General features: G+C 63.0%; 19 protein-coding genes. 15 read left to right on the top strand and 4 right to left on the bottom strand.

Going from position 1 to position 20,904, the window contains the following annotated elements:
- Positions 1–217: 217 nt before the first annotated feature.
- The 3 genes from NKJ76_RS05345 to NKJ76_RS05335 all read left to right on the top strand — a co-directional run bounded on the left by NKJ76_RS05345 (position 218) and on the right by NKJ76_RS05335 (position 4,257).
- On the top strand, positions 218–1,432 hold the full coding sequence (locus NKJ76_RS05345) for an OmpP1/FadL family transporter (RefSeq protein ID WP_023829902.1): 1,215 nt from the start codon (positions 218–220) through the stop codon (positions 1,430–1,432).
- Between the two features lie 289 nt (positions 1,433–1,721).
- On the top strand, positions 1,722–3,446 hold the full coding sequence (ilvD, locus tag NKJ76_RS05340; RefSeq protein WP_352536923.1) for a dihydroxy-acid dehydratase: 1,725 nt from the start codon (positions 1,722–1,724) through the stop codon (positions 3,444–3,446).
- Positions 3,433–4,257 (top strand): tetratricopeptide repeat protein, encoded by an 825-nt coding sequence (locus tag NKJ76_RS05335; RefSeq protein WP_023805344.1) that lies wholly within the window; start codon positions 3,433–3,435, stop codon positions 4,255–4,257. Before ilvD ends, NKJ76_RS05335 begins: the two co-directional genes overlap by 14 nt.
- A gap of 202 nt (positions 4,258–4,459) precedes the next feature.
- Here NKJ76_RS05335 and NKJ76_RS05330 read toward each other — a convergent pair whose 3' ends face one another.
- From NKJ76_RS05330 to erpA, 4 genes are all read right to left on the bottom strand, one after another.
- Positions 4,460–4,714 carry a hypothetical protein gene (locus NKJ76_RS05330; protein WP_245259994.1) on the bottom strand — a complete coding sequence of 85 codons (255 nt, stop codon included), beginning with the start codon at positions 4,712–4,714 and terminating at the stop codon, positions 4,460–4,462.
- A 116-nt stretch (positions 4,715–4,830) separates the two neighbouring features.
- Complete coding sequence (gene xth, locus NKJ76_RS05325; RefSeq protein ID WP_023729965.1) at positions 4,831–5,625, bottom strand: exodeoxyribonuclease III; 795 nt, start codon at positions 5,623–5,625, stop codon at positions 4,831–4,833.
- Positions 5,626–5,633: 8 nt separating this feature from the next.
- Positions 5,634–6,026 (bottom strand): VOC family protein, encoded by a 393-nt coding sequence (locus tag NKJ76_RS05320; RefSeq protein ID WP_023667697.1) that lies wholly within the window; start codon positions 6,024–6,026, stop codon positions 5,634–5,636.
- A 4-nt stretch (positions 6,027–6,030) separates the two neighbouring features.
- The gene (gene erpA, locus NKJ76_RS05315) at positions 6,031–6,378 is read right to left on the bottom strand and encodes an iron-sulfur cluster insertion protein ErpA (RefSeq protein WP_027050337.1); all 348 of its coding nucleotides are present in this window, start codon (positions 6,376–6,378) and stop codon (positions 6,031–6,033) included.
- 76 nt (positions 6,379–6,454) lie between these two features.
- On the opposite strand from erpA, the gene NKJ76_RS05310 reads away from it, so the two are divergent.
- The 12 genes from NKJ76_RS05310 to NKJ76_RS05255 all read left to right on the top strand — a co-directional run bounded on the left by NKJ76_RS05310 (position 6,455) and on the right by NKJ76_RS05255 (position 20,857).
- A complete protein-coding gene (locus NKJ76_RS05310) occupies positions 6,455–7,669 on the top strand; it encodes a deoxyguanosinetriphosphate triphosphohydrolase (RefSeq protein WP_352536922.1) in 1,215 nt (404 codons plus the stop codon).
- A 62-nt stretch (positions 7,670–7,731) separates the two neighbouring features.
- Positions 7,732–9,495 (top strand): arginine--tRNA ligase, encoded by a 1,764-nt coding sequence (gene argS / locus NKJ76_RS05305; protein WP_023739016.1) that lies wholly within the window; start codon positions 7,732–7,734, stop codon positions 9,493–9,495.
- Positions 9,496–9,598: 103 nt separating this feature from the next.
- The gene (locus tag NKJ76_RS05300; protein WP_352536921.1) at positions 9,599–13,009 is read left to right on the top strand and encodes an SPOR domain-containing protein; all 3,411 of its coding nucleotides are present in this window, start codon (positions 9,599–9,601) and stop codon (positions 13,007–13,009) included.
- Between the two features lie 133 nt (positions 13,010–13,142).
- Positions 13,143–14,162 (top strand): beta-N-acetylhexosaminidase, encoded by a 1,020-nt coding sequence (nagZ, locus tag NKJ76_RS05295; protein ID WP_023681654.1) that lies wholly within the window; start codon positions 13,143–13,145, stop codon positions 14,160–14,162.
- A gap of 174 nt (positions 14,163–14,336) precedes the next feature.
- Positions 14,337–15,137, top strand: a complete 801-nt coding sequence (locus NKJ76_RS05290; protein WP_023667690.1) for a segregation and condensation protein A — start codon at positions 14,337–14,339, stop codon at positions 15,135–15,137.
- Positions 15,134–15,901, top strand: coding sequence for an SMC-Scp complex subunit ScpB (scpB, locus tag NKJ76_RS05285; RefSeq protein ID WP_023667689.1), 768 nt, complete (start codon positions 15,134–15,136; stop codon positions 15,899–15,901). The genes NKJ76_RS05290 and scpB overlap by 4 nt, the downstream gene beginning before the upstream one ends.
- Positions 15,902–16,081: 180 nt before the next feature.
- A complete protein-coding gene (locus tag NKJ76_RS05280) occupies positions 16,082–16,303 on the top strand; it encodes a twin-arginine translocase TatA/TatE family subunit (protein ID WP_023681650.1) in 222 nt (73 codons plus the stop codon).
- An 86-nt stretch (positions 16,304–16,389) separates the two neighbouring features.
- Positions 16,390–17,130 (top strand): Sec-independent protein translocase protein TatB, encoded by a 741-nt coding sequence (tatB, locus tag NKJ76_RS05275; protein ID WP_023691107.1) that lies wholly within the window; start codon positions 16,390–16,392, stop codon positions 17,128–17,130.
- A complete protein-coding gene (gene tatC / locus NKJ76_RS05270) occupies positions 17,127–18,002 on the top strand; it encodes a twin-arginine translocase subunit TatC (RefSeq protein WP_023667686.1) in 876 nt (291 codons plus the stop codon). Before tatB ends, tatC begins: the two co-directional genes overlap by 4 nt.
- A gap of 109 nt (positions 18,003–18,111) precedes the next feature.
- On the top strand, positions 18,112–19,416 hold the full coding sequence (gene serS / locus NKJ76_RS05265; RefSeq protein WP_023667685.1) for a serine--tRNA ligase: 1,305 nt from the start codon (positions 18,112–18,114) through the stop codon (positions 19,414–19,416).
- Positions 19,416–20,177, top strand: a complete 762-nt coding sequence (gene surE / locus NKJ76_RS05260) for a 5'/3'-nucleotidase SurE (protein ID WP_023681648.1) — start codon at positions 19,416–19,418, stop codon at positions 20,175–20,177. The genes serS and surE overlap by 1 nt, the downstream gene beginning before the upstream one ends.
- A gap of 26 nt (positions 20,178–20,203) precedes the next feature.
- A complete protein-coding gene (locus NKJ76_RS05255) occupies positions 20,204–20,857 on the top strand; it encodes a protein-L-isoaspartate(D-aspartate) O-methyltransferase (RefSeq protein WP_023667683.1) in 654 nt (217 codons plus the stop codon).
- Positions 20,858–20,904: the final 47 nt, after the last annotated feature.

Here is a 20,904-nt window from a genome sequence, read left to right as displayed (position 1 = left end):
CGAAAGGGCTTGTTTTTGAGCTTTTTGTGACGGGTTTCACAGAATTCTTTCGCTGATCTGCCCCCGGAAAGCCGTTTTTCGGCCTTGCTTCGGAACCAGCCGCTGTGCCGGAAAGGCAACCGGCTCAGGTGTACATGTACGCTATGTGAATTCATTGTTGCGCCGTTAACCCGAATTGGTTCTAGCTTGACCCACTAGTATTTCGGGGAGGATATCCATGAACAATCTGCGTTTTAAAGCACTGCTGGGGGCGGGGTGTTTTTCGCTGGGCTTGATCGGTTCCGTACATGCCGGCGGCATCGAGCGCGGTGGCTACGACATCGACCTTCTGTTCGATCCGGCGCGCTTCGCCACCGAAGCCGAGGCGACCTACGTGATGCCTGAGCGCAAGCTCAAGAATGCCGTCGACGGCAACGCGACGCTCAACTTCAAAAGCACAGCTGATGACAGCGAAGGCTACTGGGTGCCGCGCATAGGCTTCAAGGCCGAGGTGGTTAAAGACGTCGACTGCATGGCTGACTATTCGCAGCCTTGGGGCGCGCATACGAATCCTGGCATCTGGAACGGCTCTTTCTCCAACATCGAAACCGATATCAAGAGCAATAATTACGCAGCCACCTGCTCCTACAAAATGGATGCCGGCAAGGGCCAGCTACGTTTTATCGGCGGTGTCTTTTACCAAGAAGTCTATGGTTTCAAGGAAAGCTTCATCACGCCGCTGGCGCCTGGCGCCGTTGGCCGCGTTGACCTAAAGGGTACCGGCTGGGGCTGGCGCGCCGGCCTTGCTTATGAGATCCCCGAAATCGCGCTGCGTGCCAGCCTCGTTTATAACTCGCAGGTCAAGTTGGACAATCTTGAGGGTGCGCTCGACCTATCGCAAGTCGCCCAGGGTAAACCTGACATCTACGGTTCCGCGTCTATGCCGGATTCGGTGGAATTGAAGCTTCAGTCAGGCATCGCGCCTGGCTGGCTCGCTTTCGGCTCGATCAAATGGGTCAACTGGAGTGTGCTGCAGAGCATTCCGATCTGCTCGCAAGCAACCAAGGGCCTTGCACCTTGCACGACGATTTCCCCATTTCCAGTTAGGCTAACCTCGCTCGACCTGATGTACCGCGATGGCTGGACGGTGACCTCCGGCATCGGCCACAAGTTCAATGAGCAGTGGAGTGGTGCCGCCCAGCTATCTTGGGATCGCGGCACGTCGCACGGTGTTGGCTCGCAGACCGATACCTGGACGCTCGGTGGCGGCGTCGCTTACACGCCAACCGCCAACATCGAAGTGCGGTTGGCCGGCGCGGTTGGTGTACTGACCAGTGGTCACTCAGGCACGTTGACTGACGAGAATGGCTATGAGGCCGGTACCGACGTCAGCTACGACTTCGGCAACGATCTGGTCACGGCAATTTCGGGCGGCGTCAAGATCAAGTTCTAAGGCTCTGAAAATTATAACGAAAGGCCGGGTATAGCCCGGCCTTTTTGTTTTGTGGGTGGACCATCGAGCGATGACGGAAAACTTGGTGTTGCAAATCCGTCGCATCACTTTCACCTCTCGCAATTGTGACGTTTTGGCAACAGTTCCCGACCAACCCCCGCGCTACAGCCTCGCCCGAAGAAATTGCCCATTTCCCGCCATAAACCCGGCGCACCTCGAATTCGTCTCGGGACACGCGCCACAAGGCTCGGCGATGAGGCAGGCCGCACCGCCCGCGGCAAGGAAGAGAATGGACGCCAAAGTCATTTCCAAGGCTAAGCTCCCTAGCCGCCATGTGACCGTCGGTCCGGCGCGTGCGCCGCACCGTTCGTATCTCTATGCCATGGGCCTGTCTGCCGCCGAGATCGGGCAGCCGCTGGTCGGCGTTGCTTCCTGCTGGAATGAAGCGGCACCTTGCAACATCTCGCTGATGCGCCAGGCGCAAGTGGTCAAGAAAGGCGTCGCGGCCGCCAACGGCACGCCGCGCGAATTCTGCACCATCACCGTCACCGACGGCATCGCCATGGGCCACCAGGGCATGAAGTCGTCGCTGGTGTCGCGCGATGTCATCGCCGATTCGGTCGAACTCACCATGCGCGGACATTGCTACGATGCGCTGGTCGGCCTTGCCGGCTGCGACAAGTCGCTGCCCGGCATGATGATGGCCATGGTGCGGCTCAACGTGCCTTCGATCTTCATCTATGGCGGCTCGATTCTGCCCGGCAGCTATCGCGGCCGCCAGATCACCGTGCAGGATGTGTTCGAGGCTGTGGGACAGCACTCGGTCGGCGCGATCAGCGACGCTGAACTGCTTGAAATCGAGCAAGTCGCCTGTCCGTCGGCCGGCTCCTGCGGCGCCCAGTTCACCGCCAACACCATGGCCACCGTCGCCGAAGCGATCGGCCTGGCGCTGCCCTATTCTTGCGGCGCGCCGGCGCCCTACGAGATGCGCGACCGCTTCAATTTCGCCTCCGGCGAAAAGATCATGGAGTTGATCGCCAAGAACATCCGGCCGCGCGACGTCGTCACGCTGAAGGCGCTGGAGAATGCGGCGACCGTGGTTTCGGCCACCGGCGGCTCGACCAATGCGGCTTTGCACCTGCCGGCGATCGCGCATGAGGCAGGCATCAAGTTCGACCTGTTCGACGTTGCCGCGATTTTCGAGAAGACGCCCTACATCGCCGACCTCAAGCCGGGCGGCAAATATGTCGCCAAGGACATGTTCGAGGCCGGCGGCATTCCGCTGTTGATGAAGACGCTGCTCGACCACGGCTATCTCCATGGCGACTGCATGACCGTGACTGGCCGTACTTTGGCCGAAAACATGGAGCATGTTGCCTGGAATGATAGCCAGGATGTGGTCCGTCCCGCCAACCGACCAATCACCCAAACCGGCGGTGTCGTGGGCTTGAAGGGCAACCTTGCCCCCGAAGGCGCGATCGTGAAGGTCGCGGGCATGACGGAGCTGAAATTCTCAGGTCCGGCACGGTGTTTCGATTCGGAAGAGGAATGTTTCGAGGCGGTCACGCACCGCAACTACCGGGAAGGCGAGGTTCTCGTCATCCGTTACGAAGGTCCGCGCGGCGGCCCGGGCATGCGCGAGATGCTGTCGACGACGGCGGCGCTCTACGGCCAGGGCATGGGCGGCAAGGTCGCTCTCATCACCGACGGTCGTTTCTCGGGCGCAACGCGCGGTTTCTGCATCGGCCATGTCGGGCCCGAAGCTGCCGTGGGCGGCCCGATCGGGCTCTTGAAAGACGGCGATGTGATTTCGATCGATGCAACCAAAGGCACGATCGAGGTCGATTTGTCCGAGGCCGAACTGGCAACGCGGGCGAAGGCCTGGAAGGCGCGCACGACCGACTATCAGTCGGGCGCGATCTGGAAATACGCACAGACGGTAGGGCCTGCCCGCGACGGCGCGGTCACCCATCCGGGCGGTGCCAAAGAAACACATTGCTATGCGGATATCTGAGTTGTTGAGGTCGTCTGTCCTTCCGGCACTGGTCGCTGTTGCGATCTTTGGCGCCGTGGGCCAGGCCATGGCCTTCGACGACAAGGTGTTCGACGACAAGACCGGCGTGAAGCCACAATCGAGCCCGTGGGCCGTGTTCCAGTTCGGCTTCTCCGCTTACAAGAGCGGCCACAAGGAACAGGCGGTCGAGGCCTATAAATACGCCGCCGAAAACGGCCAGATCGGCGCCACCTGGAAGCTCGCGCGCATGTACGCCGAAGGCGACGGCGTGACGCGCGACGACTATGCGGCCTTCAAATTCTTCTCCGAGATCGTCGATCAGGATGTCGAGCCGGGATCGCCGGAGGAAAGCTATGTCTCCGACGCGCTGGTGGCGCTGGGCGACTATCTCCGGACAGGCATCCCCGGCAGCCCGGTCGAGGAAAACGAGGTCGCGGCGCAGGAATATTACATGCGCGCGGCCGCCAATTACCGCAACCCGAACGCCCAGTTCGAGATGGGCCAGATGTTCCTGAAGGGCGAGGGCGGCGTCAAGGCCAGCGTCAAGCAGGCCGGCCGCTGGTTCCAACTCGCCGCCGAAAAAGGCCATGCCGGCGCCCAGGCGACTCTTGGCAATCTTCTGTTCCAGAGCGGCAAGATCGTGCGCGGGCTGGCCATGATGACCGCCGCGCTCGAACGCGCCTCGCCGAGCGACCAGCCATGGATCCGCGGCATGCAGGAAGAGGCATTTGCCGCCGCCGGCGAAGCCGACCGCCGCACGGCGATTTCGCTTGCCGACGATATTCTCACCAAGGGTGGCGACGACCAGTGAAATTGCCAATCTCCCCCCTTGAGGGGGAGATGCCCGGCAGGGCAGAGGGGGGCGCTGTCCCGCTGGCATTTCAGTTGACTAAAGTTTGCCCGGGTTGGACTGAGAGGGTGAGCTTGTTTGACCGAAAGGTCGCCTTTCTTCGCGCCCCCCTCTGGCCTGCCGGCCATCTCCCCCTTAAAGGGGGGAGATTAGCTCACATCCATCAGTTCTCGGTGAGTTCCGCCGGCACCGCTCTGTGCACCGGCATCGAGATCGGCGTGACGTGCAGATGCGGCTTAATCGTGCTGTCGGGACAGGTATCGCCGATCTTGGTCCATGAGGTGTTGTTGAGCACCAGGTCGCAGCGGGCCATATGGCTCTTGTCTGAAACCGTCAGGCAGGTGACCTGGCCGACCTGGTAGGACTTGCCATTGGCCAGGCACTGCTGGTCGGCAAGTGCCGCTGCAGGGGAGGCCATGGCAAATGCCAGGCCGATCGGGCAAAGGAGGAATCGTAGTGCCATGGAACCCCAGCCGCCATGCTGATCTCTGACTGAATGGCGCGATTGTGGCGATATCAGGGTTTCGGCTGATATCAGGCCGGCAGCAGCGCCAGATCGATCGCCACCGGCACATGATCGGAAGGCTTTTCCCAGGCGCGCACATGCTTTTCGATCGAGGCCGAGGAAAAGCGGTTGGCCGCTTCGGGCGACAACAGCAGATGGTCGATGCGGATGCCGTTGTTCTTCTGCCAGGCGCCGGCCTGGTAGTCCCAGAAGGTGTAGACGTCGGCCGCATCGGTGACGGCGCGCACCGCCTCGGTAAAGCCGAGATTCTTCAGTCGCCGGAAGGCTTGCCGGGTCTGCGGCTGGAACAGCGCATCGCCAAGCCAGTTCTCGGGGAAGCGCGCATCGACCGGCTCGGGGATGACATTGTAGTCGCCGGCCAGCACCAGCGCCTCCTCCAGAAGCAGCCGCTGCTCGGCCCAGCGATGCAGCCGCTCCATCCAGGCCAGCTTGTAGGGAAATTTCTTCTCGTCATCGATGGGATTGCCGTTGGGCAGATAGAGCGAGGCGACGCGCAGCGCGCCCTGGTCGGTCGAGAACACGCCCTCGATGAAGCGCGCCTGCTCGTCGGTGTCATCACCGGGCAGGCCCCTGATAACCTCGTCGAAGGGAAGCTTCGACAGCAGGGCGACGCCGTTAAAGCCCTTCTGGCCATGGGTTTCCACGTTGTAGCCAAGCGCCTCGATCTCGGCGCGCGGGAACTGCTCGTCGACCGACTTGATCTCCTGCAGGCAGACGATGTCTGGCTGGCTTTCGCTCAGCCAGTGGGTGAGGTTGCCGATGCGGGCGCGAATGCCGTTTATGTTCCAGGTGACGATTTTCATGGGCGGCCTCAGGGATGTTCGGGCGAAAGACGTTCGACAAGCCCGATCGTATTGCCTGCCGGGTCCTTTAGAAAGGCCATCCACTCGCTTTCCCCCGCCGTTCCGAACGTGCCTTCGGTGTCGTTGTGGACGAGCGCCGGCGGTGCGGTGAAGGGAACGCCGGACGCTTTCGCCTCGGCGTGGAAGGCTTCGAGCCCGGCTATATCGAGATAGACGGTGCCGGCCGGAACGCCATCGGTGAACAGCAACCTGATATCACCGGCCATGATGAAGGCGATGCCCGGCGGATCGTAGCGGGCGTGAACGTTGAGGCCGAGCACATCGCGCCAGAAGGCCAGCGTCACGTCGAGATCGCGCCCGGCCGACAGTGCGACCTGACGGACCGGGCCGACGCCGGACATCTGCCTAGATGGAGAAACTGGTGCCGCAGCCGCAGGAGGCGACTGCATTGGGGTTGCGGATCTGGAACGATTGGCCCATCAGATCGTCGACGAAGTCGATCACCGAGCCGCCCATATAGACCAGCGACAAATCGTCGATCAGCACGGTGGCGCCGTCCTTTTCGATGGCGACGTCGTCGTCGTTGCGCGTATCGACCAGGTCGAACTTGTAGGAAAAGCCGGAGCAGCCGCCGCCCTCTACGGAGACGCGCAGCGCCGTCTTGCCGGCCTCGCCAGAGACGATTTTCGCGATCCGCCTGGCGGCGGACTCGGTCATCTCGACTTTCATGGCAGTCTTGGCATCAGCGCCCATGGGCGTCACCTTGCTTTCGGTTTCACATGATAGGTATGAAGCGGGAAGGGGCAAGTCAACTGCGGCGGCATCAGCCATGACAAATGAGCTTGGCGACATTGGGTTCGGCTATCGGCCGCGCGCGGCCTATGCCAGCGACCCAGCCAGGTCGCGCGGGCGGCTCTATGACGAGGTCGAGAGCCCGACTCGCACGCCATTCCAGCGCGACCGCGACCGTATCGTTCATTCGACTGCCTTCCGCCGCCTGAAGCACAAGACGCAGGTGTTCGTCGCCCATGAAGGCGACCACTATCGCACCCGGCTGACGCATTCGATCGAGGTCGCGCAGATTGCGCGGGCTCTGGCGCGAGCGCTGCGCGGCGACGAGGATCTGGCCGAGGCGGTCGCCTTGGTGCACGATTTCGGTCACACGCCGTTCGGCCATACCGGCGAGGACGCGCTGAACGAGCGGATGGCCCAATGGGGCGGCTTCGACCACAATGCGCAGTCGCTGCGCGTCGTGACGCGGCTGGAGCGGCGCTATGCCGAGTTCGACGGGCTAAACCTGACCTGGGAAACGCTGGAAGGGCTGGTCAAGCACAATGGGCCGCTGACAGATGCCAAGGGAAAAGGGCTCAAAGGCCCGGTGCCGCAGGCGATCCGCGACTATTCCGAGCTGCACGACCTCGAACTCGACCATTTCGCCGGCATCGAGGCGCAATGTGCTGCGATCGCCGACGATATCGCCTACAACACCCATGACATCGACGACGGCCTGCGCTCCGGCTTCCTGACCTTGGACATGCTGGAAACGGTGGCGCTGCCGGGATCGATCCTGGCAAGCGTGCGCGCGCGCTATCCGGGCCTGGACGATGTGCGCACCGGCCATGAGCTGATGCGCCGGCAGATCACGATGATGGTCGAGGATGTCATTGTTTCCACCACCGCCAATCTTGAGCGCATCAAGCCTGACAGCGCCGAAGCGGTGCGGGCGGCGGGCGAAACGATGGTGACCTTTTCCGCTGACGTGGCGGCGACCGAGAAGGAATTGAAGACCTTTCTCTACAAGCATCTCTACCGGCATGACGAGGTGATGCGCGTTCGCACGCAGGCCGAGCAGATCGTGCGCGACCTGTTCGATGTCTATTTCGCCGATCCGCGCGCCATGCCGGACGGCTGGCGGGAGGGGCTCGACCGGGCGGAGGACCGCATCAAGGCGCGCAGCGTCGCCGATTTCCTGGCGGGGATGACGGATACCTACGCCTTGAAGGAACACCGCCGTCTGTTTGACCATACGCCCGATTTAAGCTAGGGCGGGCGCGATTTGCCGGCCAATGAGCCGGTTCCCCTGCACAGTCCGCCAGAGCAAGACCCATGAACATCTTCGCCGATTTCAGCGCGCGAATCACAAAAGCCGTCGAAGCGCTTGATTTGAAAGACAGTAATGGCGTTTCGCCCGACCTGTCGCGCATCGCCGTCGAGCCGCCGCGCGACGCCAGCCATGGCGATCTCGCCACCAATGCGGCGATGGTACTGGCCAAGCCCACCGGGCAGAACCCGCGCGCGCTGGCCGAGCGGCTGGTGGAAGTGCTGCGCAGCGACGCCGATGTTGCCGAAGCCGACGTCGCCGGTCCCGGCTTCGTCAATCTCCGGCTCAAGGACGCTTTCTGGCAGGCACATCTGACTGCGCTGCTGGGCGAGGGGCAAAACTACGGCCGCTCGACCATTGGTGGCGGCAAGAAGACCAATGTCGAATATGTCTCGGCCAATCCGACCGGGCCGATGCATGTCGGCCATTGCCGGGGCGCGGTTGTCGGCGACACGCTTGCAAATCTGATGGCCTTCGCCGGCTATGACGTCACCAAGGAATACATCATCAACGACGCCGGCGCGCAGATCGACGTGCTCGGGCGTTCGGCCTTCCTGCGCTACCGCGAAGCGCTGGGCGACGACATTGGCGAGATACCGGCCGGTCTCTATCCCGGCGATTACCTTGTGCCGGTCGGTCAGGCGCTGGCTGCCGAATTTGGCCGCAAGCTCTTGCAGATGCCCGACGATGAGTCGCTGGTAATCGTCAAGGACCGCACGATCGACGCCATGATGGTGATGATCCGCGAGGATCTGGCGTTGCTCAATGTCCATCACGACGTTTTCTTCTCCGAGCGCACGCTGCATGCCGACAATGCCAGGAGGATCCGCTCGGCGATCAACGATCTGACGCTGAAGGGCCATATCTACAAGGGCAAGCTGCCGCCGCCCAAGGGCGAGAAGCCGGACGACTGGGAAGACCGCGAGCAGACGCTGTTCCGCTCGACGGCGGTCGGCGACGACATGGACCGGGCGCTGGTCAAGTCCGACGGCTCGTTCACCTATTTCGCCGCCGACGTCGCCTATCTCAAGGACAAGGTCGACCGCGGTTTCGTCGGCCTGATCTATGTGCTGGGCGCCGACCATGGCGGCTACGTCAAGCGGCTGGAAGCGCTGGCGCGGGCGATTGCAGGCGATGATCTGAAGCTGCAACTCACGGTGCTGCTGTGCAATCTGGTGAAGCTGTTTCGCGATGGCGAACCGGTTCGGATGTCGAAGCGGTCGGGCGACTTCGTGACCTTGCGCGAAGCGGTGGAGGAGGTGGGCCGCGATGCTATCCGCTTCATGATGCTCTACCGCAAGAGCGACGCGCCGCTCGACTTCGATTTCGCCAAGGTCACCGAACAGTCCAAGGACAATCCCGTGTTCTACGTGCAGTACGCTTCGGCGCGCTGTCATTCGGTGTTCCGGCAGGCGAGCGAGCAACTGGGCGAGGCCAATTTCGACCGCAACAGCCTGGCCGCGGCCTCGGCGTCGCTCACCGACGAGGGCGAGATCGGCCTGATCCGGAAGCTGGCTGAATATCCAAGGCTGATCGAATCCGCGGCCCTTGCGCTGGAGCCGCACCGGCTGGCATTCTACCTCTACGATCTGGCTTCCACCTTCCATGGACACTGGAATCGGGGCACCGAGAATCCCGACTTACGTTTTGTTAAGGTTAACGACCGACAATTGACTCATGCCAGACTAGGGCTGGTGCAGGCTGTTTCGGATGTTTTGACTTCCGGCCTGACGCTGATTGGGGCTGATGCGCCCACTGAGATGCGTTAGGTTTAACTAAAACACCTGTCACCATTTGCCCACATTGCGCTGGTAAGGGCCAACCCTACGCGACGTCCATGGCGTCCGAATGAGTGCGAGTTCGGGAACAATAATGGCAGACAGAACCCAGCTGAGAGTAGCCGACAACAACGACATCGCCGAAGATGATCCGTTCGCTGAACTGACCAGGATCATGGGTTTCGATCCGCGCCAGCCGGTCAAGCCGCAGGCGCCAGCCGTCGAGACGGCTGCAGACGAGGGCGATTTCGACATCGACCTCGAGAAGGAGTTGATGGGCGAATTCGGCGATGAAGTCGGTTCCATGGAGGCCAGCCAGCCAGCTCCCGAGGTTCACCAGCCTGCCGCTGAGCCCTACGACCCTGCTGCCGAGATTCGCGAGCCGGCTTTCGAAACCACCGATGCCGCGATGGACGATGCGCTGGCTGCTTCGCTGGAATATGATTTCGTCTTCGACGATGCCGCCGATCTGGATTTCGGCGCTGCCCCGCAGGCTGCGGCTGCTCCCGTTGAACCCTCGTTTGCCGAACCTTCGTTTGCCGAGCCCGCATTCGACGAAGCTGCATTCGACGATGATTTCGACAATGCCGTCGCCAGCTCGCTGGAAAACGTGTCGCCGCTCGAAGACGACCTGCCGATGGATGACGACCTTGCCGCTTCGCTCGAGCAGGGGTTGCTGCTCGATGACGGCGCGACCGTCGCCCATGCCGCAGATGTCGCGCAGGTTGCTGCTGCGCCTGCCGACGATCTCGCGTTCGACGATGATTTCGACAATGCCGTCTCGATGTCGCTGGAAGACGAGCTGACGCTGGACGGTCCTGCGCCGGCGCAGGACCAGTATGCCGCGCCAGTAGCCGAGGCGCCGATCCATACCTTCGACGCCGTCGGAGTCGCCGACCACACTGTTGCCGACGAGGATTTTGCGGGTCATTTCGATGACGCGATGGCCGATGTCGACATGGACTTTGCGGCCCAGGATTTTGCAGCCCAGGATTTTGCAGCCCAGGATTTTGCAGCCGAGCATTTCGAGCCGCAGGCTTTCGAGGCTCAGCCTGTTGAGGCCGAGGATCCGGAAGAGAGCGATCTGCAGGTCAGCGCGCCGGTTGAGATGGATGCGCCGGAAGTGGACGAGACGCCGGCCTGGACCGTGGAGGCCAGCCCCTCTCATGAGACTGCGCACGAAGCATTCGACGATTTCGATCTGAGCATCGATGATGCGCTTGCCGATCACGAGCCGGTAGCCGAGACCGCACCCGCTCCGGTTCAGCTAGCTCCGGTCGCACCAGCCTATGTGGCGCCTACCAATATGGCGACCCCGGCCGCTCCGGTCGCTGACGAACGGACGTTGGAAGATGAACTCAACGCGCTGCTTGGCGCCATGACCACACCACGCCCGGCGCCAGTCGCGCCGATTCCGGTCGTCACCGAGCCCACCAGGGCTGCCGCCATCGAGCCCACCAGGACTTATGAGCCGGTTGCCCCGGTGCAGCGGTCCGTCGCGACGCCAGTCGCTCCGGTCGATAATCTCGAGTGGGACCTGGACGAACACGCGCCGGCTCCTCAGGAGGCCCAGGCAAACGATTCCGATTTCGACGATCTGCTTGCCGGCGAACGTGAGGGCCATGAGCCCGAGATCGAGTTCAATGATCACGCCTTCGATGCGGCGCTCGCCAAGGGCATCGATCTCGGTAAGGACACGGCAGCACCGGTCGCTGGCGATTGGCGCTCGACGCCGCCGGAGCCGGCGCGTTCGTGGAGCCGCGTGACTCCCACCCCGGCCCCGCCTTCCTTTGCAGCGCAGCCGCAACCTTCTTTTGCAGCGCAGCCGCAAGCTTCTTTTGCAGAAAAGCCGTCCACGCCGCCAACAGCAGCGCCAACCTATCGCGACCAGTCGGTTGCAGCTGCTGCCTATGTGGCGCCGACGCCATCGCGCCAGGCGCCGCCTCACGCCGAGATGCCGGATGTCGAGACGATCGATGTGCCCGAGCGTGTGGTGGCGATTGCCGACGACCTCGACATTCCAGAACTCAGCTTCGAGCAAGACGAGCCGGCCGCCTATGACGACATCGACGCCGAATTCGCCGGCATGCTCAACGAGATGAACGCGGTGGAAGTGGCATCGCCCACTGCCGCACGCAGTGCCGGCTATGATGACGATTCCTACAGTTCCGGCTTCAGCTCGGGCCACGAGCTCGACCAGCGCGCCTATGCAGCGCGGCCAGCCGAAGTGCTTGCAGCCACGCAAGCTCACCACGCCGATGCCGCTGGCGGCTTTGACATGGACGATCTGCCCGGCAGTCAGCCGGTTTCGCAGGCCGACGATTTCGCGGTCGATGAACTCGACTACGATCCGGATCTGGACGAGGCGATGGCGGTGCCGGGCCTCGCCGAGCAGGAAGCCGCACGGCCGCGCAGGAGCGGCCTGCTGGTCGCGGGGGTCGTTGCTGCGGTGGCGATTGCCGGCGGTCTTGGCGCCTTCGCCTTGTCGTACGGCGGCAAGGGCGGCAGCGATGCGCCGGTCATTGTCAAAGCCGACAACAGGCCGATCAAGGTCAAGCCCGAAAATCCGGGCGGCGCCGTGGTGCCGAACCAGGACAACAAGGTTTATGATGCGGTCGCCAAGGGCACCAAGCCGGCCGAGCCGGTTCAGGAGAAGCTGGTCACCAACACCGAAGAGCCGGTCGATGTGAAGGCGCAGGAGCCTGAAAGCCGCGTCGTCGATCTGTCGCCCGACGATACCGGCGCTGCCCCAGGCCCCGACGCTGCCGGCAACCCCGAAGCTGCCGGCAACCCCGACGCGGCTGTCGCGCCGGCGCCAAAGTCCGAGGACCGCATCGCGCAGGTGCTGCAGGAAGCCGACAAGAACCCCGATACCGTCGCCGTTGCCCCGCGCAAGGTTCGGACCATGGTGGTCAAGCCCGACGGCTCGTTGGTGGCCCGCGAGGACTCGACGCCGGCCGCGCCGCAGGTTGCGGCGACTGAGCCGCTTGACCCGGCGCCGCAGCACGTCGCCCCTTCGGCCGATGCCGAGCAGACCGGCACCGTGGCGCCTGTCGATCAGGCAGATAGCGACCAGGCAAGTGCCGAGACCGCCAAGCCGGTGAAGCCGGCGGCTGCGCCGAAGGCTGAGACCCAGTCCGCCAACACGCCGCAGACGGTTGCCGTGGCGCCGCAGCGCCCGTCCGACCAGCCGGTCGACGTGGTCGGCGAGGTCAAGCCCGACCAGGTTGCCTCCATTCCGGCGACGGCTTCGACATCGGGCGGTTCGTGGTCGATGCAGATCGCTTCGCAGCCGACGGTCGAAAGCGCCCAGGCCAACTACGCCGACCTGCAGCGCCGCTATGGAAGTGTGCTCGCCGGCCGCACCGCCAACATCGTCAAGGCGGAGATCGCCGGCAAGGGCACCTTCTACCGTGTCCGGGTGCCTGCGCAGTCGCGCAACGATGCGATCAATCTGTGCACCAGCTACAAGGCTGCCGGCGGCAACTGCTTCGTGTCGCGGTAAGGCCGGATCCAACTATCAGAGCCGGCGCGTTCCCAAGGGTCGCGCCGGCTTTTTCATGTGGATGGGCGAGAGGTTGAGGCGCTTGCCGTCCGGGGAGATTCCCTTTGGCGGCGCGAAGCCCTAAACTGGCGGAATGACCGAATCAAAATCCATGATCCTCGGCTGTGCCGGGAAATCGCTGACCCGCGAAGAAATCCGTTTCTATCGCAATGAATGCCCGTGGGGCTTCATCCTGTTTGCCCGCAACATCGGCGAAACGGAGCAGATCCGCGATCTGGTTGCCGAAATGCGCGACTGTATCGGGCGCCCCGATGCGCTGGTGTTCATCGACCAGGAAGGTGGCCGGGTGCAGCGCCTGCGGCCGCCGCTGGCGCCGAACTATCCCGCCGGCGGCGCGCTCGGCGCATTGTGGCGCAAGGACCATGATGCCGGCACCCGGGCTGCCTGGCTGATGGCGCGGCTGCACGCCTTCGACCTGTTGCGCTACGGTATCTCGGCCGATTGCCTGCCGGTGCTGGACGTGCCGATCGAGGGCGCCAGCGACGTCATCGGCGCGCGCGCCTATGGCAAGGAGCCGCGCCCGGTCATCGAACTTGGCCGCGCCGCCGCGGAAGGGCTGATGTCCGGCGGCGTATTGCCGGTCATGAAGCATATTCCGGGCCATGGACGCGCCTTCGCCGACACGCATTTCGAGCTGCCTGTGGTCGACGCCTCGCTGAGCGACCTGCAGCGGCATGATTTCGCCCCTTTCCGCGAGCTTAGCCATCTGCCGATGGCGATGACGGCGCATGTCGTCTACAGCGCCATCGATCCGAACAACCCAGCGACCACCTCAGGCAAGGTCATCGACGAGATCATCCGCCGCGAGATCGGCTTCGACGGGCTGTTGATGAGCGACGACACCTCGATGAAGGCACTTTCTGGGGATTTCCCGACAAAGGCGGCCTCGATCCTTGCGGCGGGCTGCGATCTGGTCCTTCACTGCAATGGCGTTTTCGAGGAGATGGCAGGCATCGCATCGCGAACCACGGGACTTGAAGGGACGTCGCTGGAGCGCGCCAAGCGGGCGCTGACCTATATAAGGGATCGCGACCGGGCCGACGAAACCGAGATACGCGCCGAATTTGCCACCTATTTCGATGCGGTGGCCTAGAGACGGATGATTTCAGGTCTGTTCGACCTGAAATCTGAATCCGTCTCTAAATTAGATAGAGAGAGCATGATGTCGTCCGAAAACCGCTTCACACTTTTCGGCATCATGCTCTAACCAGAGGTAAAGGAACAAGTGGCGGAAACATTGGACAGCAAGGCTGCGAAGGCCGCACCGATGGACCGTCTGTGGGCCGAGAACGACGATTCACGGGTCACCGGCGACCCGTCGCTTGTCGTCGACGTCGCCGGGTTCGAAGGTCCGCTCGATCTCTTGCTGCATCTCGCCCGCAACCAAAAGGTCGATCTGTCGCGGATTTCCATCTTGGCGCTGGTCGAGCAGTATCTGACCTTCGTCGAGACGGCGAGGGCGCTAAGGCTTGAGCTTGCCGCCGACTACCTGGTGATGGCGGCGTGGCTGGCCTTCCTCAAGTCGAAGCTCCTCATCCCCAAACAGCCCGGCGAAGAAGGCGAAAGCGGCGAGGAACTGGCCGCGGTGCTGCAGTTCCGGCTGAAGCGTCTGGAGGCCATGCGTGACGCCTCGGCAAGGCTGGTCAACCGCAACCGGCTCGGCCGCGACGTGTTTGCACGCGGCATGCCTGAGATGGTCATCGTCGAGAAGCGTAACGCCTATTCGGCCTCGCTCTACGATTTGCTCACCGCCTATGCGCAGCAGCGCCAGAAACAGGCGATCACCAATGTGACAATTGCCCGGCGTGGCGTGTGGTCGCTCAAGGATGCGCGCGATATCCTGACCCGGCTGATCGGCTCGCTGCGCGACTGGACGGCGCTGGACAGCTATCTGATCAATTACCTGACCAGCCCGGACGAACGGCGTACCGCGATTGCCAGCTCGTTTGCGGCGTCGCTGGAACTGGTGCGCGAAGGCAGCATCGAGATGCGACAGGACCAGGTGTTCGCGCCGCTCTATCTGCGCGGCCGCGCGCAACCAATCAAGGCAGTCGAGGTGGCATCATGAGCGAACGCGCCAACGCTTCGGTCATTCCGTTCAAGGTCGAAGAAGAGACCGAGGAGGGCATTATCGCCCAGGACCCGACTGATACCCTGCTTCTGAATCCTGGCGAACGGCTGCATATGGCCGAAGCCATACGCATGGCCGAGGCGATCGTGTTCGCCAGCGCCGAGCCGGTCAGCGAAAAGCAGCTCGCAGCCAGATTGCCCGATGGCATCAGCATTGCCGCTGCCATGGCTGAGCTGCAGCAGATCTATGCGCGGCGCGGCGTCAATCTGGTTCGGGTCGGCGATGCCTGGGCGTTCCGTACCGCCGGCGATCTCGCCTTCCTGATGAGCCGCGACACGGTGCAGCAGCGCAAGCTGTCGCGCGCCGCGCTCGAAGTGCTGGCGATCATCGCCTACCACCAGCCGGTGACGCGCGCCGAGATCGAGGACATCAGAGGCGTCGAGACCTCGAAGGGCACGCTGGATACGCTGCTCGAAACGGAATGGGTGCGCATGCGCGGCCGCCGCCGCACGCCCGGCCGTCCCGTCACCTACGGCACGACAGACACTTTCCTCGACCATTTCGCACTGGAGGAGATCCGCGATCTTCCCGGGATGGACGAACTGAAGGGGGCAGGGCTGCTCTCCGGCCGCATGCCGTCGAATTTCGCCATCCCGTTGCCGCCGGCCGATCCGGACGCGCTGACCGAGGACGAGGATGCGTTGACCGACATCGATCTCGAGGAACTCGGCCTGCTGACGCCGCGCGTCACGGAAGATTGACCGCAAGCCGCTGTCAAAAAGCTGCATTGCTGCGGTAGATGCGCCGATTGGTAGCGGGCAGCTTTGCCGAAAATGCGTGACATAAGCCGCGCCTTCATAAACTTTGTCGCTGTTGTGTTTGAATCCCAACGCGAAAACGCATAGATCATCGCCAGGGAAAACATTCGAGAGAGAGTTACAATGGGTTCATTTTCGATTTGGCACTGGATGATCGTGCTGGTGATCGTGCTGCTGGTGTTCGGCCGCGGCAAGATACCCGAGCTGATGGGCGACATGGCCAAGGGCATCAAGAGCTTCAAGAAGGGCATGGCCGACGACGATACCGCCGAAGACAAGCGCACCGTCGAGCACCGCCCGGACGAGACCGTTTCGGCAGTGAAGGAAAAGGCCAGCAAGAGCTGAGCCGAAGGTTGTTGCTTTTGTGCAAGTCGTTGTCCCAAAACCGCTTCGCACTTTTGGGCGACAAGCACTAGTCGGAACTGATTGCCATGTTTGAAGTCGGCTGGACCGAAATGCTGGTGATCGCGATCGTCATGATCGTGGTCGTCGGACCCAAGGATTTGCCCAATATGCTGCGCACCTTCGGCCGCACGACGGCGAAGCTGCGTGCCATGGCCTCCGACTTCCAGAAGCAGTTCAACGAGGCGTTGAAGGAAGCCGAGCTCGACGACGTCAAGAAGTCTGTCGATACGCTGCGCGGCCTCAATCCGGCGGCCGAAATCCGCAAGCAGCTCAATCCGTTCGAACAGGCGGCAGCCGAGGTTCGCTCCGGCGTCGATGCGGTGATGAAGCCGAAGCCCGCCGTCGACCCCTCAACGCCCGCGGCAGAAACACCACAGCCGGCCGAGCCGCTCAAGAACGGCGCGACGGTGATGCCGGGTGTCAACGGACCGGAAACAGCGCCGGCGGCGCCGATCCTTCCGGCGATGACCGATCAGGCGGTGGTGACACCGGCTGCAGCAACAGCAGCGCCACGAAACGCGCGCGCCAAGGGGGCTGCGATATCAAAGGCCCCGGCAACCAAAACAGCGGCAGCCAAGGCAGCACCGGCAAAGCCGGCGCCTGCGGCGAAGGTTGCGGCCAAGCCGTCAGCGGCGCCCGCCAAGGCTGCACCTGGAAAAGCCGCCACCAAGCCCGCTGCTGCACCGAAGGCAGTCGCAAAGGCTGAGCCGAAGCCTGCGCCGGCCACGAAGCCCGCGTCCAAGAAGACGGCGGGGGCCGCCAAGTGAGCATTACGGACAGCGAAAAGGACGAGATCGAGAAGTCGTCGGCTCCGCTGATGGAGCATCTGATCGAACTGCGCCGGCGGCTGATCTGGTCGATCGGCGGTTTCTTCGTCGCCTTCCTCGTCTGCTTCTTCTTTGCCAAGAAGCTGTTCAATCTTTTGGTCGTTCCGTTCAAGTGGGCCACGCAGTGGGCCGGGCTCGATCCGCACAAGGTCGAGCTGATCTATACGGCGCCGCAGGAATTCTTCTTCACCCAGGTCAAGCTCGCCATGTTCGGCGGCATGGTCATCGCCTTTCCGCTGATCGCCACGCAGATCTACAAATTCATCGCGCCAGGCCTCTACAAGAACGAACGCAACGCCTTCCTGCCGTTCCTTATCGCATCGCCGATCCTGTTCCTGATGGGAGCGTCGCTGGTCTATTTCTTCTTCACGCCGATGGTGATGTGGTTCTTCCTCGCCATGCAGCAGGCCGGCACCGACGACCAGGTGCAGATTTCGCTGCTGCCGAAAGTGTCGGAATATCTCAGCCTGATCATGACGCTGATCTTCTCCTTCGGCCTGGTGTTCCAGCTGCCGGTGGTGACCAGCCTGATGACGCGCGTCGGCATGCTGTCGTCGAAGGCGCTGGCCGAGAAGCGCAAATGGGCGATCGTCATCGCCTTCGTCGTCGCGGCGGTGCTGACGCCGCCTGATCCGATGAGCCAGATCGGTTTGGCCATCCCGACCATCCTGCTCTACGAGGTGTCGATCTGGGCGGCCCGGCTGATCGAGCGCGATCAGGTCAAGCAGAAGCTGGCGCGCGAGAAGCAGGAAGCCGCCGAAGCCGTGGCCGAAAAGGCGGCGGACGCGTCCTCAAAGCAGGCTCGTTCATAGGCTGTCGCGTTCGGGTATCCGCGTTAGCGGAAAAACGCGACAGCCGCCATCTTGCATCGATGAAGGATGCGGTTTACGCCCTCAGGCCTTAGCTCGAGGACGACCAACCATGCTTGATATCAAATGGATTCGCGACAACCCGAAGGCCCTTGTCGAGGCGCTGGCCAAGCGCTCGTGGTCGGCTGACGAGGCGCAGTCCACGGTCGATGAGCTGATCAAGAAGGACGAAGCGCGGCGCGAGCACGTCACCGAGCTGCAGACCAAGCAGGAACGCCGCAACGCCGCCTCGAAGGAGATCGGCAACGCCATGCGTTCGGGCGACACGGCACTTGCCGAAAAGCTCAAGGCCGAAGTCGGCGATATCAAGACCTTCATCCAGAATGGCGAGGCGCGCGAGCGCGAGCTCGACAAGACGCTGAACGATGCGCTGGCGGTGCTGCCGAATGTGCCGCTCGACGACGTGCCGGTCGGCAAGGACGAGCACGACAATGTCGTCAAGCATATCGTCGGCGAGGTGCCGACCCGGCCGAACTGGGTGAAGGAGCATTTCGAGATCGGCGAAGCGCTCGGCATGATGGATTTCGAGCGGGCGGCAAAGCTGTCGGGATCACGCTTCACCGTGCTGAAGAGCGGGCTGGCGCGGATGGAGCGCGCCATCGGCCAGTTCATGCTCGATCTGCACACGACCGAGCATGGCTATGAAGAAGTCATCCCGCCACTGATGGTGCGCGACGAAGTGCTTTTCGGGACCAACCAGCTGCCGAAATTCGAGGACGACCTGTTCTTCGTGCAGCATGGCGATGGCCGGCTCGGATTGATTCCAACCGCCGAGGTCCCGCTCACCAACCTGGTGCGCGAAGAAATCACGGCCCATGAAAAGCTGCCGCTGCGCTATACGGCGCTGACGCCGTGCTTCCGCTCGGAAGCGGGCTCCGCCGGCCGCGACACGCGCGGCATGTTGCGCCAGCACCAGTTCTACAAGGTCGAGCTGGTCTCGGTCACCGACCAGGAGTCTTCGCTCGCCGAGCACGAGCGGATGACGCAGTGCGCGGAAGAGGTGCTGAAGCGACTGGAGCTGCCGTTCCGCACCATGGTCCTGTGCACGGGCGACATGGGGTTTGGCGCGCGCAAGACCTACGACATCGAGGTCTGGCTGCCCGGCCAGAACGCCTATCGCGAAATCTCGTCCTGCTCGGTCTGCGGCGACTTCCAGGCCAGACGCATGGATGCCCGCTACAAGGACCGGGATGGCAAGGGCAACCGCTTTGTGCACACGCTGAACGGTTCGGGCACCGCTGTCGGCCGTGCGCTGATTGCCGTCATCGAAAACTACCAGAATGAGGATGGCAGCGTAACCATTCCTGAAGTGCTGCGGCCTTATATGGGCGGTCTGGCGAAGATCGAATCGAAGTAATGCGCATCCTTCTGACCAATGATGACGGCATCCATGCCGAGGGCCTGGCGTCGCTCGAACGCATCGCCCGCACGCTGTCGGACGATGTCTGGGTCGTGGCGCCGGAGCAGGACCAGTCCGGCTACGCGCACTCGCTGTCGATCTCGGAGCCGCTCCGGCTGCGCAAGATCGGCGAGAAACACTACGCCGTGCGCGGCACGCCGACCGACTGCGTCATCATGGGCGTCAAGAAGATCCTGCCTGGCGCGCCGGACCTGATCCTGTCCGGTGTCAATTCCGGCGCCAACATCGCCGACGACGTCACCTATTCCGGCACCGTCGCCGGCGCCATGGAAGGCGCGCTGCTCGGCATCCGCTCGATCGCACTCAGCCAGGGTTATTCCTATGTCGGCGAGGACCGCGTCGTTCCCTATGAGACCACCGAGGTGCTGGCGCCGGCGCTGCTGAAAAAGCTCGTCGCCATGCCGCTGCCGGACGGCGTGCTGCTCAACGTCAACTTTCCCAACTGCCTGCCTGACGAGGTCGCCGGCACCGTCGTGACGTCGCAAGGCAAGCTGGTGCACAGCCTGTGGGTCGACGAGCGCCGCGACGGGCGCGGCCTGCCTTATTACTGGCTGCGCTTCGGCCGCGAGCCGGTCGAGGGCAAGCAGGGCACCGATCTGCATGCTCTGCGCAACCGGCTCGTGTCTGTGACGCCGCTGCAGCTTGACCTCACCGCGCATGAAATCCGTGACCAACTGACCAAGGCGCTGTCTGAATAAGGTGTTCGCATGAAGAAGGTTCTGGCATGAACTTGCCGCTCGACGATCGCGAGGGTTTTGCCGCTTTCCTGCTGCGCCTGCGCGGCCAAGGCGCGGTGCCGAAGGCGTTGATCGCAGCCTTCGAGGCGACGCCGCGGCGCGGCTTCCTCAACGGCCAGTTCCATTCGATCGCCTGGTCGGACGGCATGCTGCCGATCGAATGCGGCGAGGCGATCGAGGGCGCCGATCTGCAGGCGGCGGTGATTGCGGCCTTGGCAATAGAGCCCGGCAACCGGGTGCTCGAGATCGGCACCGGCTCGGGCTACACGGCAGCGGTGATGTCGCGGCTCGCGGCTCGCATCGTCAGCGTCGACCGCTACAAGACGCTGGCCGAGCAGGCCAGGCAACGCTTCGAGGCGCTCGGCATCGGCAATGTCATCGTGCGCCAGGCCGATGGTTCCAACGGCCTTGCCAACGAAGCGCCGTTCGACCGCATCGTAGCCTGGGCGGCTTTCGACAGCCTGCCGCGCTTCCTGCTCGACCAATTGTCGAGCGGCGGCATCGTCATTGCCCCGATCGGGCCGGAGGAGGGCGAGCAGGTGCTGGCCAAGCTGACCAAGGTCGGCAGCCGCTTCGAGCGCGAGGATATCGGCACCGTGCGCCTGCAGCCGATCCTGCGCAGCGTTGCGGCGGTTATTTAGGTGCACCGATATTCAGGTGAGGCCGGCCTGCAAATGCCAGCTTCCTG

This window comes from Mesorhizobium sp. M0029 (assembly GCF_040323735.1).
Taxonomy (GTDB): domain Bacteria; phylum Pseudomonadota; class Alphaproteobacteria; order Rhizobiales; family Rhizobiaceae; genus Mesorhizobium.
The sequence above is the reverse complement of the archived record's forward strand: the minus strand, read 5'-3'. Positions and strand labels throughout refer to the sequence as shown.

Coding starts and splice junctions, on each gene's coding strand:
- NKJ76_RS05345 (WP_023829902.1), top strand. CDS start 218: ATGAACAATCTGCGTTTTAAAGCACTGCTGGGGGCGGGGTGTTTTTCG.
- ilvD (WP_352536923.1), top strand. CDS start 1,722: ATGGACGCCAAAGTCATTTCCAAGGCTAAGCTCCCTAGCCGCCATGTG.
- NKJ76_RS05335 (WP_023805344.1), top strand. CDS start 3,433: ATGCGGATATCTGAGTTGTTGAGGTCGTCTGTCCTTCCGGCACTGGTC.
- NKJ76_RS05330 (WP_245259994.1), bottom strand. CDS start 4,714: ATGGCCTCCCCTGCAGCGGCACTTGCCGACCAGCAGTGCCTGGCCAAT.
- xth (WP_023729965.1), bottom strand. CDS start 5,625: ATGAAAATCGTCACCTGGAACATAAACGGCATTCGCGCCCGCATCGGC.
- NKJ76_RS05320 (WP_023667697.1), bottom strand. CDS start 6,026: ATGTCCGGCGTCGGCCCGGTCCGTCAGGTCGCACTGTCGGCCGGGCGC.
- erpA (WP_027050337.1), bottom strand. CDS start 6,378: ATGGGCGCTGATGCCAAGACTGCCATGAAAGTCGAGATGACCGAGTCC.
- NKJ76_RS05310 (WP_352536922.1), top strand. CDS start 6,455: ATGACAAATGAGCTTGGCGACATTGGGTTCGGCTATCGGCCGCGCGCG.
- argS (WP_023739016.1), top strand. CDS start 7,732: ATGAACATCTTCGCCGATTTCAGCGCGCGAATCACAAAAGCCGTCGAA.
- NKJ76_RS05300 (WP_352536921.1), top strand. CDS start 9,599: ATGGCAGACAGAACCCAGCTGAGAGTAGCCGACAACAACGACATCGCC.
- nagZ (WP_023681654.1), top strand. CDS start 13,143: ATGACCGAATCAAAATCCATGATCCTCGGCTGTGCCGGGAAATCGCTG.
- NKJ76_RS05290 (WP_023667690.1), top strand. CDS start 14,337: ATGGACCGTCTGTGGGCCGAGAACGACGATTCACGGGTCACCGGCGAC.
- scpB (WP_023667689.1), top strand. CDS start 15,134: ATGAGCGAACGCGCCAACGCTTCGGTCATTCCGTTCAAGGTCGAAGAA.
- NKJ76_RS05280 (WP_023681650.1), top strand. CDS start 16,082: ATGGGTTCATTTTCGATTTGGCACTGGATGATCGTGCTGGTGATCGTG.
- tatB (WP_023691107.1), top strand. CDS start 16,390: ATGTTTGAAGTCGGCTGGACCGAAATGCTGGTGATCGCGATCGTCATG.
- serS (WP_023667685.1), top strand. CDS start 18,112: ATGCTTGATATCAAATGGATTCGCGACAACCCGAAGGCCCTTGTCGAG.
- surE (WP_023681648.1), top strand. CDS start 19,416: ATGCGCATCCTTCTGACCAATGATGACGGCATCCATGCCGAGGGCCTG.
- NKJ76_RS05255 (WP_023667683.1), top strand. CDS start 20,204: ATGAACTTGCCGCTCGACGATCGCGAGGGTTTTGCCGCTTTCCTGCTG.